Consider the following 16,083-nt stretch of genomic DNA (forward strand, 5'->3'; position numbering starts at 1 on the left):
TGTTTTCCGTGTGCGAAGTTTGAGTATGTTATAATATATAGTATTTTGGAGAATAAAAAGGATTCTCGGCTTTTATGTCGAATAAAAGACAAGATATAATATGGGAATTTCTTTGGTCATTTTTTTGATTAAGGATAGATTAGGAGGTCTGGCTATGCGCAGAGCAGTTTGTCCAGGAAGCTTTGATCCTGTTACCAAGGGTCATATTGATATTTTTGAAAGAGCAAGTGCGATGTTTGATGAGCTGATTATCAGTGTTTTTCATAATCCCGGTAAGGATAAGGCCATGTTTTCCATGGAAGAGCGTGTGGAAATGCTTAAGGAAGCAACCAAGCATATTCCTAATGTAAGAGTAACCTGTTTTTCCGGATTGCTGAACGAATTCTGCAAAAAGGAAGAGGCTCCTTTTATCGTCAGAGGCTTGCGTGCTTTTACCGATTTCGAATATGAATTCCAAAGAGCGTTGCTTTTGAAAAAAATCGATAATGATCTGGAAACAGTTTTTATTATGACCAATGCCAAATATTCCTTCGTCAGCTCCTCCGGTGTGCGCGAGCTGGCAACCTTTGGCGGTCAGCTGAAGGATTTGGTACCTGAATGTATTGAAGAACGCGTACGCAAGCATGTTTACAAAAAGTTTGAATAGATTTTAGAGGGGTTGATATCATGATTGAACGCAACAAAACTAACGTAGCACTTGATGGACTTTTTGAGCAATTTCTTAATTTGATATCCGAGGCAAGACGTGTTCCTTTGGTAGATAAGATTATGGTTGATGAAAATGATCTGCTGAATATTATCGACGATCTCAAGGAAGCAATTCCGCGCGAAATCAAAAGCGCTAACCAGGTATTGGAGGAGCAGAAGAATATTGTCAACAAGGCTTATGCCGATGCTGACCGTATAGTGCAGCAGGCCAAGGATGAGGCTGAGCGCATTGTCAGCGTTGCCAAGGCTGAGGCTGATGCCAAGGTACAGCAGGAGGAAATTGTTAAGCAGGCTAATGCTGCGGCAGAAGATATCAAAGCCAATGCGCTGCGCTATCAGGAGGAAACTAAGACTGCTGCCGATGACTATGCTTTGCAGGTAAAGCAGGATTCCCTGCAATATGCAGAGGATATGCTGGCTTATCTGAGCGGTAATCTGTCCAGTGCTTTGAAAGGCCTGGAAGAAAATAAAGTAAACGTAGAAAATGAGATGAAGAATCTTAAGCTTCCGGCAGTTGCTGAGGAGGCTCCCGTACAGGAAGCTCCCGAGGAAGAATAAGAGCAATATAAAAGCTGTAACAACGAGCGTTATGCAAACGCGCCTGCGTTACAGCTTTTTTGTTGCCTTACAGCAGATTTCGCCGGTATAGGCTGATATTATATTTTGCTGCGGATATAGACGGGTGCCTGATAAAAGTCATTGCCGCTGCGGTTGAGTGCTGCATCTTTCTGCAGCAGGGACCACAGGTCGGTAGCGGTTACTTCTGCTGACAGTTGTGTTCTGTAAGCGGCGTTGTCGTTGTACAGTGCGTTTTTACCAAGCTTGTTGATGATTGGCAATTGAGCGTTTGTTTTCATCTTGTGCAGCAGCTGACGGCCGGTGTTGTTGAAGGCCAGCACGCGCAGATAGGCCGGGACTTGCTGCTGCCATACTGCTTTCGGGCGGTCTAAAATTATTTGCAGCAGCAGGCGGCGAATACGGCTGGCAGTGTAGCGCTTGCTGCTGCAGGCAGCGAGCGCTGCCTGCAGGCTTGTGCAGTCAGCGGCCTTGCTGAGCAGGTTTTCGATACCTTCGCTGGCCTCGCAGCGCTCTGCTAGCTGCTGTGGCGTGAGCAGACGCAGGCGATATTTCAGCAGCTGCCACAAAAGCTGTGCATCATAGCCTCCGGCCGCAAGAGCTGCGTGCATATAGTCCGGCACAGCCTGCTGCCAGCTTTCGTTACCGTCCGCCATTGCCCGGCGGATGGCGCTGGCGCTGGCTATACTGTTGCCGATAGCGGTGGAGTTATAGCCCTCGTCCGTGCGCTGCAGATAAAGCGGTTGAATGTCTGCGGCAGTTTGCAACAGTGCCTTGGTATATTCCAAGGCCAAAATGTCATTGGGAGTGCGGAAGGCTGTATTCGCGCCTAAAATTTTTTCCCAGGCCTGCGCATAGCTTAAGCCGCTTTGCAGCAGCTCGCGCAGCCTTGCTTGCGCTTCAGCGCTGCAGGCAAGGCGTGCTGCGGCCACAAAATCACTTTGCGGGTGTTCTGTGCCGCAGGCAAGCGTGTTGACGCAGCCTGTGGCTGCTAAAAGCTGCACAGCGCCCTTGGCAAAGAATTCGGCACTGCGCAGTGTAAAGACGCAGGGGAGCTCCAGCACCAAATCGGCACCGCCCTGTACTGCGCAGGAGGCGCGCTTCCATTTGCTTAAAACGGCAGGCTCGCCGCGCTGCATAAAGCTTCCGCTCATGACGACGATTAGCGGTTGCTGCGTCAGTCGCTTTGTTTCCTGTATATGATATAGATGACCGTTGTGAAAGGGATTATATTCGGCAATAATGCCAGTGGCCTGCATATTTTTTACCTCGCATGATTTTATCTCTGTGAATATTATAACATAGGCTGGGAATTGAGAAAATATTTCTGTTCAATTGGCCGCAAATAGTGTATACTAATAGTGTATTGGTATTTAAGACTCGATTTAATTTTGGCGTTGACCGGGAGGCTTATTGTGATTGTTTTCGTAGTAAATTGTGGCAGCTCCTCCATCAAATATCAGCTGATAAACATGGAAGGCGAGCGTGTCATGGCCAAAGGCCTGATTGAACGCATCGGTATGGAAGGTTCCACACTGAAGCATACGCCGGCAGGCAAATATACAATTGATTTAAAAGAGGAAATTCCCGACCATAAGGTTGGTATCCGTATGGCGATTAAGGCGCTGACCAGCAAGGAATACGGCGTTATCAAAGACATGTCCGAGATTGATGCCGTAGGTCACCGTGTTGTGCACGGCGGCGAGCGCTTTACCGACAGCGTACTGATTACCAGTGACGTATTGCGCGGTATCGAGGCCTGCTGTGAGATTGCACCTCTGCATAATCCGCCTAACCTGTACGGCATTAATGCCTGCATGGAAATTATGCGCGGTACACCGCAGGTAGCTGTTTTTGATACGGCCTTTCATCAGACGATGCCGAAGGTTGCATACCTTTACGGCCTGCCCTATGAAATGTATGTCAAATACGGTGTACGTCGTTATGGTTTTCACGGCACTTCACATAAATATGTGGCTCTGCGTGCTGCGGAGCTGATGCAGGAGCATATGAATGATTTGCGTATCATCAGCTGCCATTTGGGCAACGGTGCCAGCATCGCGGCAATCAAATACGGCAAATCTATTGATACGAGCATGGGCTATACACCGCTTGAGGGCCTGATTATGGGCACACGCAGCGGCGAGATTGACCCGGCAATTATTCCGTTCCTGATGGAAAAGGAAAATATGAATGCGCAGCAGATTGATGATTACCTGAACCGCCGTAGCGGTATTCTCGGTATCAGCGGTCTGTCCAGCGATTTCCGCGATCTGGAAAGCGCTGCTAACCGCGGCGATGATCGCAGCCAGCTGGCAATCGATGTTTTTGCCTACAAGGTAAAAAAATATATCGGAGGTTATGTAGCGGCAATGGGCGGTGTAGATGCTATTGTCTTTACCGCAGGCCTGGGCGAGAACTCTCCCTTTATGCGTGATAAAATCTGCAACGGTCTGGAATATCTCGGTACGCGCATTGATCCGGACCTCAACCAGGTACGCGGCAAAGAGCGCGAAATCAGCGTACGCCGTGCGCGTGTAAAAATTTTTGTTATCCCGACAAACGAGGAACTGGTTATTGCCCGCGATACATATAACATCTGCCGCAGAATCATTAAGCTGTAGGCATTTGCATGAGGTTATAGTAACTGATAACAGTTTTTATCCGTACAAAGCATTTTTACTTGACAAAGAGCGGTAATACCGCTATAATTGTAACGATTGGTGAAATATGATTAAAATAAATGTCGCAGAAATCAAGAAAAGACTAGTCGGTGAAAAGACTCTTGCTTATGAGCTTTCGCCTGCTGAACTGGAAATAACACCTGAAGAGCTTGTTATTGACAGTACAGTAAATTTGGAAGGCACTATGAGCAATGCTGGTGATGTATTATTACTGCAGGCTGTAATGACTGCTAAGGTACAACGTACCTGCGGACGTTGCCTGAAGAATTTTACAGGTGTAGCCAGGGCAGAAGTTGTCGAGAAGTTTTATCCGGCAAGTGCTGAACATATTGAAAATGATGCTTTTGTCTACGATTCGGACGTTATTGACATAACGGAACCGCTTCGTGAAGGGCTGCTGCTTGCAGAGCCCATGCAGGCTCTGTGTAAGCCAGACTGCCGGGGACTTTGTCCCGTTTGTGGCGCTGATCTTAATGATGGTGACTGCGGATGCGACAGGTCCACTGTAGATCCGAGGCTGGCGGCATTAAAGCAATTCATCAAAAATTAAATTCACTTCATAGCACTGAGGAGGTGTATTGAGAAATGGCAGTACCTAAGAGAAAAATGTCCAAAGCCCGTCGTGACAGACGTCGTGCTAACTGGAAACTGAGCGTTCCTGGCATGGTTGAATGCCCGCAATGTCATGAAATGAAAATGCCGCATCGCGTTTGCCCTGAATGCGGTTACTACAATGGCAAACAAGTCATTGCTAAAGCTGAATAATTTTAAGCTGTTTATAAGGCCTTCGGAATTTTTCCGGAGGCTTTTTACATGGTACGGTAAAATCTCCGATTTCACGGATAGTTAATTATGTAATTAAAGAAATTGGCGAAATGTAAGGGATATCACAAATTTTTTGCTAAAAAGCCCTTGCCAAAAACCTGCGATGCTCTTATAATAAAAACAGATATTATGAGCTGGTACTAAAAAGCAGGTGAGGCAATGACTTCTTCTAAAAAATTAATACGTCACAGAAGCTTGAAGAAGCTGCTTAGGGATAATCCCTTCAGCACTGATGAGCAACTGGCAAAAATGCTGGATGTCAGCGTACAGACAATTCGTCTGGATCGTGTTGCTCTGGGAATTCCTGAGCTGCGTGCCAGAACTCGTACTATGGCAGAGGAAGCTCAGACCAAGCTGCGTGCCATTGATAAAAAAGATATCGTGGGCGAGCTGCTGGATCTGGAGCTGAACAAAATCGGCATCTCAACGCTGAAGATTACACCGGATATGGTGCTTGAGCGTACCGGAATCGCACGCGGTTATTATATGTTCGCCATGGCCAATACTTTGGCTCTGGCAGTTGTAGATGCGGAATATGCACTGACTGCTGTAGGTAATGTCAAGTATAAGCTGCCTGTCAATGCAGGAGCTGTGCTTGTAGCCCGTGCAGTGGTTACGCACCGCCGCATGGATAAATATTATATTTTTGTTTCCGTGAAAAACAATAACGAAGAGGTTTTTCGCGCTAAGTTCATTATTGTTTCTTTGGATAACAGAACTAAGCATGAGGGGGAGCAGGAAGCATGAAAATCGCCGTAGATGTTATGGGTACCGATTATGGTCCCAAGGAGCTTGTTTTAGGCGCAGTCAACGCTGTTAAAGAGTATGGCTGCGAAACTGTTTTGGTTGGCGATGAAAAAATAATCCGTGAGCTGCTGGTAAAATACGGTGCGGATAAAAATCCGAAGATTACTATTCATCATGCCAGCGAGGTAATTGCGATGGACGAGCATCCTGCAATTGCGGTTAAGTCCAAAAAGGACGCTTCTATCGTAGTTGCGGCAGGATTGCTGAGAAACAATGAATGTGATGCCCTTGTTTCCTCCGGCAGCACCGGTGCTGCCGTTGCCTCAGCGCTTTTTTGCGTAGGCCGCATCAGGGGTGTGGAAAGACCTGCTATTGCAACGCCGATTCCCAGCCTGAAGGGTACGACTGTAGTGCTTGACAGCGGCGCCAAGGTAGACGCCAAACCTGAGCATATGGTACAGAGTGCTATCATGGGTACGGTGTACGCAGAAAAAATTTTAAAAATTTCTCAGCCGAAGGTAGGACTTTTGAACATCGGTGAAGAAGAAACTAAGGGTAATGAACAAGCACTGGCAACCTACCCTCTTTTAAAGGATACTCGGACGATAAACTTTATCGGCAATGTTGAAGGTCGTGACATCAACAAAGGCACGGTAGACGTAGTTGTCTGTGACGGCTTCGTCGGCAATGTCGTGCTGAAGTTCGGTGAAGGTCTGGCAAAGGCTATTATGACGCTTATCAAGGAAGCGATTATGAACGGCGGCATTCTGGCAAAGCTGGGCGGACTGTTAATCAAGCCTGCACTGAAGGGGCTGAAGAAACGTCTTGATCCTGCCGAATACGGCGGAGCTTTGCTGTTAGGCATCCGCGCGCCTTTTATTATCTGCCACGGCAGCTCCAAGGCCAAGGCAATTACCAATGCTATTCATGTAGCTATGGACTTTGCCGAGCAGGATGTTGTAAGTATCATCAAAGATAAGATTGCGGAATCAAAAGAAATGAGGAATTAGATAAATGACAAGAGCTGTTGGTATTTTAGGTTTAGGACATTATGTTCCTGAGAAGATTATCACTAATACAGACATGGAGAAAATTGTTGAGACCAGTGACGAATGGATTACTGAGCGCACCGGCATCAAGCAGCGTCACATCGCTGCTCCGGAAGAAGCAACCTCCGATCTGGCGTACAATGCTGCTGTAGAAGCACTGAAGGACGCTGGTGTTGCTCCGGAAGAGCTGGACCTCGTTATTGTAGGCACTGCTTCCTCCGACTATATTTTCCCGTCTACTGCGTGCCTGGTACAGGCTCGTCTGGGTGCTAAAAACGCAGCTGCCTTTGACCTGGCTGCAGGCTGCAGCGGTTTTGTTTACAGCTTGGCCGTAGCAAGCCAGATGGTTAAGAGCGGTCTGTATAACAAGATTCTGATTATCGGTGCGGAAACTCTGAGCCGCATCATGAACTGGACCGACCGTAACACCTGCGTTCTCTTCGGTGATGGCGCCGGTGCTGCTGTAGTTGGCGAGGTTGAAGAAGGCTATGGTGTATTAGGCATTGATATGGGTGCTGACGGCAACGGCGGCAAGTTCCTGCTGCAACCGGCAGGCGGCAGCCGTAATCCGGCAAGCGAAGAAACCGTTGCTGCAAAAGACCACACCATTCATATGAACGGTCAGGAGGTTTTCAAATTCGCTATTCAGATTATGGGCAAGACTGCAAAGCGTGCTCTTGCTAAGGCGAATATGAAGCCGGAAGAGCTGGATATGCTGTTCCCGCATCAGGCTAACTACCGCATCATCACCTCCGCTGCTAAGCGTCTGAAGATGCCGATGGATAAGGTTTGGGTAAACGTAGACAAATACGCTAATACCTCTGCTGCATCTATTCCTATCGCTCTGTGCGAGGCTCAAAAGGCCGGCGCTCTGAAAAAAGGCGACAACATTATTCTTGACGGCTTTGGTGCAGGTTTGACCTGGGCAGCTATTGTTCTCAAATGGAGTAAATAATCCAAACGATAAGGGCCCATCTACTTCGTAATGGCTTCTAGGAGTAGCAGTAGTACGCCGTCGTCGCCATTACTCGTATCTAAACCCTTCTCGTTTGTCTTGGTAGTATTTGATTATTATCGAAAGTTAATTATTATCGAAAGAGAGGTAATTTACACGATGAGTAAAATCGCATTCGTATTCCCCGGCCAAGGTTCTCAGACCGTTGGCATGTGCAAAGCTTTTTATGATGAATATCCTGTTGTAAAACAGATTTTTGAAGAGGCTGATGACGCTCTTGGCTATTCCATCAGCAAAATGTGCTTCGAAGGTCCTGCTGAAGACCTGAAGCTGACCGCTAACACCCAGCCTGCTATTCTGACTGCCAGCACTGCCTGTGCAGCAGTTCTGAAGGAGCATGGCGTAAGCTGCGATATCGCTGCAGGCCACAGCCTGGGCGAATACAGCGCACTGGTAAACACCGGCGCTCTGAAATTTGCTGACGCTGTACGCATTGTTAACAAACGCGGCCAGTTCATGCAAGAGGCTGTTCCCGTAGGCGAAGGCAGCATGGCTGCTATCCTGGGTCTGGACAGCGACAAAATCGTAGAAATCTGCCGCAGCGTAGAAGCTGAATCCGGCGAAGCAGTTCAAGCAGTAAACTTCAACTGCCCCGGTCAGGTTGTTATCGCAGGCGCAGTTAATCCTGTAAATAAAGCTATCGAAGCTCTGAAGGCTGCCGGTGCAAAACGCGCAGTTCTGCTGCCTGTAAGTGCTCCTTTCCACAGCACTCTGATGCAGCCCGCTGCCGACCGTCTGGCTGAGGTTCTGGCTCCGATTGAAATCAAAGATATCACCGTACCTGTTGTTGCTAACGTAACCGCTCAGGAAGTTACCAGCGGCGAAGAAATCAAAAAGCTGCTCGTTAAACAAGCTGCTATGCCTGTTCTCTGGGAAACCAGCGTACGCAACATGGTTGCAGGCGGCGTAGACATTTTTGTTGAGGTTGGCCCCGGCAAGGTTCTGACCGGCTTCACCAAGAAGATTGCCAAAGGTATGATGGCTCTGAACGTAGAAGACGCTGCAAGTCTGGAAAAAACCTTAGCTGAGCTGAATAAATAATTCACCAAGCTGAACTGTCCGCTTCGTGGTTCCCCTATATGTACATGCAGTATGTATTTGTGAAGAATAAAAGACAGTTGATGAATTGAAGGATAAGGAGAACTCAAAATGAAATTAGAAGGTAAAAAAGCCCTCGTAACCGGCGCTTCCCGTGGTATCGGCCGTGCAATCGCACTGGCTCTCGCTGCAGAAGGTGCTGATGTTGTTGTAAACTACGCAGGCAGTGAAGCTGCCGCTAAAGAGGTTGCTGCAGAAATCGAAGCTATGGGCCGCAAGGCTTTCGTAGTACAGGCAGACATTTCCTCCAACGAAGCTGCTACTGCTATGGTAGACGAAGTTGTAAAAGAATTCGGCCGCATTGATATCCTCATAAACAACGCAGGCATTACCCGCGATGGTCTGCTGATGCGTATGAAAGAAGAGGATTGGGACGCAGTTCTGACCACCAACCTGAAGGGTGTGTTCAACTGCACCAAGGCTGCTATCAAATACATGATGAAACAAAAAGCCGGCAAAATTGTCAGCATCAGCTCTGTCGTTGGTCTTATGGGCAATGCTGGACAGGCTAACTACGCTGCTGCTAAGGCCGGCGTAATCGGTTTTACCAAATCCGTAGCGAAGGAAGTAGCTGCTCGCGGTATTAACGTGAACGCTGTTGCTCCCGGATTTATTAAAACTGATATGACCAGTGTACTTTCCGACAAAGTTGTTGAAGGTATGCTGACTTCTATACCCTTACACAAATTGGGTGAAACTACTGATATTGCCAAGGCTGTTGTCTTCCTTGTGAGCGATGACGCCAATTATATTACCGGACAGACTTTACATGTTGACGGTGGTATGGTAATGTAATAGGGGGCCCGTTTGGGAGACCTGCAACTTTACCTATTGGAAGGAGGTGAATCGTAATGAGCACTTTCGACAAAGTAAGAGACATCACTGTTGAACAACTGAGCGTTGACGCTGACGAAGTAAAGATGGAATCCGCTTTCATCGATGATCTCGGCGCTGACTCCCTCGATATCGTTGAGCTGATCATGGCTTTCGAAGAGGAATTCGGTGTTGAAATCCCTGATGAAAAAGCTGAAAAAATCCGCACTGTAGCTGACGCTGTTAAACTGCTGGATGAAGAAAAATAATGCTTTACCTGCTTATGTTTAGGGAACCCCTTGTGGGTTCCCGGACACAAGCTACTCTACTTTAGTCCTGAAATGGGGGATATTTGTTGAAACTACCAGTGCTGAAAATCGGTAAGCTTGTTGCTGAAGTACCGATTATACAAGGAGGCATGGCTATCAGGCTGTCTACAGCCCGTTTGGCAGCTGCTGTAGCTAAAGAAGGCGGTATTGGACTTATCGCAGCGTCCGGCATGAGCTTTGACGAACTGCGTACAGAAATACGTCTGGCAAGAAAACTTACAGGTGGCAAAGGTATTATCGGTATTAATGCAATGTTTGCGGCAAGAGAGTTTTTAGGTCTGATTACTACCGCTGCACAAGAGAAAATAGATTTAATCGTAGCCGGCGCCGGTTTTTCAAGAGATATTTTTGCCGTCGGACGTAAATATGGTGTCGAAGTAGTACCGATTGTTTCTTCTGTAAAACTGGCTAAGATTTCTGAGAAGCTGGGAGCTTCTGCTATCGTTGTCGAAGGCACCGAAGCAGGCGGTCACTTGGGAACCCAGCAATCTATTAAAGAGATACTTCCGGAGATTGTTAAATCCGTTAATATACCTGTTATTGCTGCCGGCGGCGCTGTCTGCGGCAGTGATGTTGCCGAGCTTTTGAAGCTGGGCGCAAGCGGTGTGCAGATGGGCAGCAGATTTGCTGCCAGTGAGGAATCCAACGGCGCACCTGCTTTAAAAGAATTCTATCTTAAAATGACTAAAGAAGATGTTGTGCAGATTGATAGCCCTGTAGGCTATAAGGGACGTGCTATCCGCAATCCCTTTGCACAGTTATCTTTAGAAAATAAAGCTCCTAAACCCACCACCTGCGATTTGTGCTTAAAGCACTGCACCCACAGCTTCTGTATTATCAGAGCGCTGACACGTGCGCAGCAGGGTGACGTAGAAACCGGTCTTGTTTTCACCGGTGCCAATATGTGGAAAATCAAGGGAATACTGCCTGTAAAAGAAATCTTCAGGCGTATAAAGGATGAAATTTCAAAAATTTGATTACGAGGTGAACTATTTTGAGTAAAAGAAGAGTTGTAGTAACTGGCGTTGGCCCTGTAACTCCTATCGGTATCGGCAAGGATACCTTCTGGAATAACCTGGTTGCCGGTAAATCCGGTATCGGCCCTATCAGTCAGTTTGACACTACTGATTTCACAGTAAAGATTGCCGGTGAGGTTAAGGATTTTGATTACACTGCTTTCATCGATAAAAAAGAAGGCAAGCGTATGGACCGTGTAACCCACTTTGCAGTTGCTGCTGCTAAGCTGGCTATCGAAGATGCTAAGCTGGATATGAGCAAGGAAAATCCTCTGCGCTGCGGCGTTTGCGTTGGCAGCGGTATCGGCGGCATCCACACCTTCCTGGAGCAATCCCTGAAGCTGGGTTCCAAAGGCCCGTCCAAAATCAGCCCGTTCTTCATTCCAATGGAAATTCCGAACATGTCTGCAGGCCAGATTGCTATTGCAACCGGTCTGAAAGGTCCTAACACCGCTATCGTAACTGCATGTGCTACCGGCACCAACTGCATCGGCGACGCTCTGCGCACCATTCAATACGGTGATGCTGACGTAATGCTGGCAGGCGGCACCGAAGCTGCAGTTTCTCCGATTGCTATCGCAGGCTTTGCTAACATGAAGGCTCTGTCCACCAACAATGAAAACCCTGAAGCAGCATCCTGCCCGTTTGATAAAAAGCGTGATGGCTTTGTAATGGGTGAAGGCGCAGGCGTTCTGGTTCTCGAAGAGCTGGAGCATGCTAAGGCTCGTGGCGCACACATCTATGCTGAGCTGGCCGGCTTTGCTATGAACTGCGACGCATACCACATCACCGCTCCGGACCCGACCGGCGAAACTCCGGCAGCCTGCATCGCTGCAGCAGTTGCTGACGCTGGCGTAAAACCGGAAGAGGTTGACTACATCAACGCTCATGGTACTTCTACCCATCGTAATGACCTGGGCGAAACCATTGCCTTCAAGAAGGTATTTGGCGAGCATGCTTACGAACTGTGCATCAGCTCCAACAAATCCATGATCGGCCATCTGCTGGGCGCTGCCGGCGGTGTAGAAGCTATTGCTACCGTTATGACTATCGAAAACGATATCATTCCGCCGACCATCAACTACCAGGATAAGGATTTGGACGATCCGGAAGGTCCGCTGGATCTGGATTATGTACCGAACGAAGCTCGTAAGAAAGTTGTTAATGTTGCACTGAGCGACAACCTGGGCTTTGGTGGTCACAACGCTTCTATCGTATTCAAAAAATACGTTGATTAATAAGCAGGATTGATTAAAATGCAGGAAAAACGTACACAGCAGCTGCAGAGCTTCTGCCAGGGGCTGGGTATCCATATGCATGATTTAGAGCTTCTTGACATGGCTCTGACCCATACATCTTATGCCCATGAAGCTAAGCAGTATCCTAAACCGCATCATAATGAGCGGATTGAGTTTTTGGGTGATTCCGTGCTCAGCGTTATCGTGAGCACCTACATGTATAAGAACTTTCCTGATTTGGCTGAAGGCCAGCTCACCAAGCTGCGTGCTTATCTGGTTTGCGAAGGCTCTCTGTATGAATATGCCAAAAAGATTCATCTGGGTGACTATCTGCAGCTGGGCAAGGGCGAGGAGCTGAGCGGAGGACGCGAGCGCCCCTCCATCCTGGCTGATGCTTTTGAATCTGTTTTGGGTGCCATCTACCTAGATCAGGGCTTTGAGGTCGTACAGGCCTACCTGTTGGGCATGATGCAGTCGGAAATAGATTTCATCTGTCGCCATGGTATCTTTAATGATTACAAGACACGTTTGCAGGAGTATCTGCAGCGTGACGGCGATGCAGATATTCATTATGTTCTTTTAGGCAGCACCGGTCCGGAGCATAACAAGGTATTTACCTCTCAGGTAATGTTGGGGAATACTGTTATAGGCGAGGGCAGCGGTCGTACTAAAAAAGATTCGGAGCAGCATGCTGCTAAGCAGGCGCTAGCACAGCTGCATGTAAAGAATCAGGAATAACATTACAATATCGGCCTACGGTAGCAATACCGTAGGTCTTTTATTTTGCCTGCAGGCAGCTTTACGGGCTTCATAGCGCACAAAAAAATCCCCTCTTCCTGTTCGGAAAGAGGGGATTGCAGTATATGGCTTAGTGTTGTTTTTCGTAGGGCTGGTTCATCAAAGCTTCGTCATCGAAGTAGTTGATTCGCATTGCCTCGCGTACGTCATGCAGAGTTGCAGCAGCAGCAGCTTCAGCTTCCTTGCTGCCTGCACGCAGGATTTCATAAACCTCAGGGATGCGTTGCTCCCAATAGTGACGGCGCTCACGGATGGGCTCCAGCACGTCCTGCAGCACGTTGTTGAGGAACTTCTTAACCTTTACGTCACCCAGACCACCGCGTTGGTAGTGAGCCTTCAGCTCGTCCAGGTTAGCATAGTCCGGCAGAAATTTGGCAAAGTGCTCTTCAGTGCTGAAAGCGTCCAGATAGGTGAAAACAGTATTGCCTTCAATCTTACCGGGATCCTCTACGCGTACATGGTCAGGATCGGTGTACATGGACATAACCTTCTTTTTGATATCCTCCGGTTCATCGGAAAGATAAATGCAGTTGCCCAGGGATTTGCTCATCTTAGCCTTGCCGTCAATGCCGGGCAGACGCAGGCAGGCATCATTTTGCGGCAGCATGATATCCGGGTCAACCAGAGTTTCGCCGTACACGGAATTGAACTTGTGCACGATTTCCTTGCATTGCTCCAGCATCGGCAGCTGGTCTTCGCCTACAGGCACTACAGTAGCGCGGAAAGCGGTAATATCTGCAGCCTGGCTGATAGGATAGCAGAAGAAGCCGGTAGGAATGCTTGCTTCAAAGTTACGCATTTTGATTTCGTTCTTAACGGTCGGGTTACGCTGTAGACGGGATACAGTAACCAGGTTCATATAGTAGAAGGTCAGCTCGGTCAGCTGCGGTACCATGGATTGAATGAAAAGGGTAGATTTAGCAGGATCAAGACCGCATGCCAGATAATCCAGTGCTACCTCGATGATGTTCTTACGTACCTTTTCCGGATGCTCAGCGTTGTCTGTAAGCGCCTGGGCATCAGCAATCATGATATATACCTTATCATATGCACCAGAATTTTGCAGCTGTACACGCTGGCGCAGAGAGCCTACATAGTGGCCTACATGCAGACGTCCGGTAGGACGGTCGCCGGTCAGGATAATTTTACTCATATTAGTCTTACCTCTTTTTGTTCTTATATTTATATAATAATTATAAATGCACTGACGTAAACTGTCAACGCAACCTTATTTTACGAACATAGCATAGTATCCGTTGAAGAAGATATACAGCACTATCAGCGGCAGAATGTAGGTAGCATAGAAGCGAATCCATTTGGGGAAGGGAATGCCCTTACCGGTATCTGCCTCTGCAATAAAGTTATCCCAGCCCCAACCGTAACGGCTGGTGCAGAAGCTGAGATAAATCAGACTGCCCAAGGGCAGCAAATTGTTGCTGACAAGGAAGTCTTCGAGGTCAAGAATGCAGGTGCCTTTGCCCAAGGGCTGAATGTGGCCCCACAGATTGAAACCCAGCACGCAGGGCAGGGAAAGCAGGATAATCGCGATAATGTTAAAGCGAATAGTCTTTTTGCGCTCCCAACCGGTTAAATCGCAGATGCAGGAGGTAATGTTTTCGAATACAGCGATTACTGTAGACATGGCTGCGAAAAGCATGAACAGGAAGAACAGAGTACCCCAGATACGGCCGCCGCTCATGGCGTTGAACACGTTGGGGAGGGTGATGAACAGCAGGTTTGGACCGCTGTCGGGGTTGATGCCGAAGCTGAAGCAGGCCGGGAAAATAATTAGGCCGGAAACAATCGCTACAAAGGTATCCAGTGCCATAATCCACATTGCTTCACCGGTCAGGCGCTGTTCCTTGCCGATGTAGCTGCCGAAGATAGCCAGTGCGCCGATGCCAAGGCTCAGCGTGAAGAAGGCTTGTCCCATAGCGGCGAAAACTACCTCGCGGATACCGTGCTCCAGCACTCTGTTGAAGTCAGGATAGAGATAATATTTAAGACCTGCGGAACTGTTGGGCAGAGTAATGGAGTTTATTGCCAGAATCAGCATGAGCAGCAGCAGACAGGCCATCATATTTTTGGTGATACGCTCAACGCCGGCTTTGACGCCTAGATAGCAGACACCGAAGCAGGAGAGAACGATAATAATCATATTGCCTGCCATAGTTACGGGGTCGCTCAGCAGACTGCCGAAAACGTTGCCGACACCTTTGGCGTCCAGACCAACAAAGCCGCCGACAGCCATTTTGTAGAAATAATACAGCATCCAGCCGGAAACCGTGGTATAGAACATCATCAGAAGAACGTTGCCGGCAATAGCACCGTATTTATAAAGATGCCATTTTGTACCGGCAGGCTCCAGTACGTCGAAGGATTTTGCAGCGCTGCGTACACTAGCACGGCCGACAGCAAATTCCGCTACCATGATGGGCAAGCCCAAAAGCAGCAAAAAGCAAAGATAAATTAAAACGAAGGAGGCACCTCCGTATAAGCCCGTAATAAACGGGAAACGCCAGACATTGCCTAAGCCGATAGCACAGCCGGCAGATATTAAAATAAAGCCAAGACGTGAGGAAAAGCTTTCTCTTTCCATAAATATATACCTACTCCCTAAAAATTTTTGGATAAGTTAATTATAAGCGAAAGGTTGGTTATAAGCAATAAAAAACTGCATCCCACGGCTTGGGCAGCAGGATGCAGTGCAAAAGGTCTTATTTCTTTTCAGCAGGAGCTTGTTCCGGTGCTTTGTACGGAGAGAAGCTGAAGTTTTGCAACTTAGCATCTTTGCCGAAGACAAAGGACATAACTACGATTTTTTCTTTGGAGAAGCCTGCGATATAGGTTACCTTATCTGCCTGGTCATAGCGCTCAAAGCTGAAAAATTTAGTTTCCTTTAAGGAACCAAATTGTTGCTTAACCTGTCTTTGGATAGCAGTGAAGTTTTTCTGGTCCATTGTTTTGCTCAGTTCAGCGCTAAGAGCCGGAGCAAATGTTGCATAGCTGGTAGCAGCATCACCTTCAAGAGCTGTCATCATCTTTTCAGCGGTTCTTTGCTCCTTGTTCAAATCGCCGCCGTCAGCAGCAAATGCCAGACTGCTAAATGCAAATGCAAGCAGCATAGTTAAGACTAAAACTAATTTTTTCATTTACATTACCTCCAATTAAATATAGCTTAAAAGCC

General features: G+C 47.8%; 18 protein-coding genes. 14 read left to right on the top strand and 4 right to left on the bottom strand.

Annotation, left to right across the window (positions count from 1 at the left end; genetic code table 11):
* The first annotated feature begins 154 nt into the window (after positions 1 to 154).
* Complete coding sequence (gene coaD / locus M5E81_RS02955; RefSeq protein ID WP_040565452.1) at positions 155 to 646, top strand: pantetheine-phosphate adenylyltransferase; 492 nt, start codon at positions 155 to 157, stop codon at positions 644 to 646.
* Between the two features lie 20 nt (positions 647 to 666).
* Positions 667 to 1,266, top strand: a complete 600-nt coding sequence (locus tag M5E81_RS02960) for an ATP synthase subunit B family protein (RefSeq protein WP_009146363.1) — start codon at positions 667 to 669, stop codon at positions 1,264 to 1,266.
* A gap of 98 nt (positions 1,267 to 1,364) precedes the next feature.
* Here M5E81_RS02960 and M5E81_RS02965 read toward each other — a convergent pair whose 3' ends face one another.
* Entirely contained in the window at positions 1,365 to 2,543 is a 1,179-nt protein-coding gene (locus M5E81_RS02965) for a nucleotidyltransferase (protein ID WP_009146364.1), read from the bottom strand.
* Between the two features lie 156 nt (positions 2,544 to 2,699).
* Here M5E81_RS02965 and M5E81_RS02970 point away from each other — a divergent pair, with 156 nt between their 5' ends.
* The 12 genes from M5E81_RS02970 (at position 2,700) to rnc (ending at position 12,836) form a co-directional block, all read left to right on the top strand.
* Positions 2,700 to 3,908 carry an acetate/propionate family kinase gene (locus M5E81_RS02970; RefSeq protein ID WP_040565453.1) on the top strand — a complete coding sequence of 403 codons (1,209 nt, stop codon included), beginning with the start codon at positions 2,700 to 2,702 and terminating at the stop codon, positions 3,906 to 3,908.
* A gap of 106 nt (positions 3,909 to 4,014) precedes the next feature.
* Positions 4,015 to 4,518: a YceD family protein gene (locus M5E81_RS02975; protein WP_009146366.1), complete on the top strand. Its 504-nt coding sequence runs from the start codon at positions 4,015 to 4,017 to the stop codon at positions 4,516 to 4,518.
* Between the two features lie 35 nt (positions 4,519 to 4,553).
* Positions 4,554 to 4,733, top strand: coding sequence for a 50S ribosomal protein L32 (gene rpmF / locus M5E81_RS02980; protein ID WP_021720064.1), 180 nt, complete (start codon positions 4,554 to 4,556; stop codon positions 4,731 to 4,733).
* A gap of 219 nt (positions 4,734 to 4,952) precedes the next feature.
* Positions 4,953 to 5,540 carry a transcription factor FapR gene (gene fapR / locus M5E81_RS02985; protein ID WP_210684007.1) on the top strand — a complete coding sequence of 196 codons (588 nt, stop codon included), beginning with the start codon at positions 4,953 to 4,955 and terminating at the stop codon, positions 5,538 to 5,540.
* Complete coding sequence (plsX, locus tag M5E81_RS02990) at positions 5,537 to 6,550, top strand: phosphate acyltransferase PlsX (protein ID WP_009146368.1); 1,014 nt, start codon at positions 5,537 to 5,539, stop codon at positions 6,548 to 6,550. The genes fapR and plsX overlap by 4 nt, the downstream gene beginning before the upstream one ends.
* Positions 6,551 to 6,554: 4 nt before the next feature.
* The gene (locus tag M5E81_RS02995) at positions 6,555 to 7,544 is read left to right on the top strand and encodes a beta-ketoacyl-ACP synthase III (protein ID WP_249747838.1); all 990 of its coding nucleotides are present in this window, start codon (positions 6,555 to 6,557) and stop codon (positions 7,542 to 7,544) included.
* A 159-nt stretch (positions 7,545 to 7,703) separates the two neighbouring features.
* Complete coding sequence (gene fabD / locus M5E81_RS03000; protein WP_009146370.1) at positions 7,704 to 8,645, top strand: ACP S-malonyltransferase; 942 nt, start codon at positions 7,704 to 7,706, stop codon at positions 8,643 to 8,645.
* Between the two features lie 108 nt (positions 8,646 to 8,753).
* Positions 8,754 to 9,497: a 3-oxoacyl-[acyl-carrier-protein] reductase gene (fabG, locus tag M5E81_RS03005; RefSeq protein ID WP_009146371.1), complete on the top strand. Its 744-nt coding sequence runs from the start codon at positions 8,754 to 8,756 to the stop codon at positions 9,495 to 9,497.
* Between the two features lie 56 nt (positions 9,498 to 9,553).
* Positions 9,554 to 9,784 carry an acyl carrier protein gene (locus tag M5E81_RS03010; protein WP_009146372.1) on the top strand — a complete coding sequence of 77 codons (231 nt, stop codon included), beginning with the start codon at positions 9,554 to 9,556 and terminating at the stop codon, positions 9,782 to 9,784.
* 86 nt (positions 9,785 to 9,870) lie between these two features.
* Positions 9,871 to 10,821: an NAD(P)H-dependent flavin oxidoreductase gene (locus M5E81_RS03015; protein ID WP_249747839.1), complete on the top strand. Its 951-nt coding sequence runs from the start codon at positions 9,871 to 9,873 to the stop codon at positions 10,819 to 10,821.
* 17 nt (positions 10,822 to 10,838) lie between these two features.
* Positions 10,839 to 12,098 carry a beta-ketoacyl-ACP synthase II gene (gene fabF / locus M5E81_RS03020; RefSeq protein ID WP_009146374.1) on the top strand — a complete coding sequence of 420 codons (1,260 nt, stop codon included), beginning with the start codon at positions 10,839 to 10,841 and terminating at the stop codon, positions 12,096 to 12,098.
* A gap of 18 nt (positions 12,099 to 12,116) precedes the next feature.
* Entirely contained in the window at positions 12,117 to 12,836 is a 720-nt protein-coding gene (rnc, locus tag M5E81_RS03025) for a ribonuclease III (RefSeq protein WP_009146375.1), read from the top strand.
* Positions 12,837 to 12,966: 130 nt separating this feature from the next.
* Here the strand turns inward: rnc and trpS are convergent, their stop codons facing one another.
* From trpS to M5E81_RS03040, 3 genes are all read right to left on the bottom strand, one after another.
* Positions 12,967 to 14,049 carry a tryptophan--tRNA ligase gene (trpS, locus tag M5E81_RS03030; RefSeq protein ID WP_249747840.1) on the bottom strand — a complete coding sequence of 361 codons (1,083 nt, stop codon included), beginning with the start codon at positions 14,047 to 14,049 and terminating at the stop codon, positions 12,967 to 12,969.
* Between the two features lie 75 nt (positions 14,050 to 14,124).
* A complete protein-coding gene (locus M5E81_RS03035; RefSeq protein WP_009145073.1) occupies positions 14,125 to 15,495 on the bottom strand; it encodes a sodium-dependent transporter in 1,371 nt (456 codons plus the stop codon).
* A gap of 118 nt (positions 15,496 to 15,613) precedes the next feature.
* Positions 15,614 to 16,048 (bottom strand): DUF3887 domain-containing protein, encoded by a 435-nt coding sequence (locus M5E81_RS03040; RefSeq protein WP_009145074.1) that lies wholly within the window; start codon positions 16,046 to 16,048, stop codon positions 15,614 to 15,616.
* Positions 16,049 to 16,083: the final 35 nt, after the last annotated feature.

Origin of the sequence: Phascolarctobacterium succinatutens (assembly GCF_023497905.1) — a bacterium.
Taxonomy (GTDB): domain Bacteria; phylum Bacillota; class Negativicutes; order Acidaminococcales; family Acidaminococcaceae; genus Phascolarctobacterium_A; species Phascolarctobacterium_A succinatutens.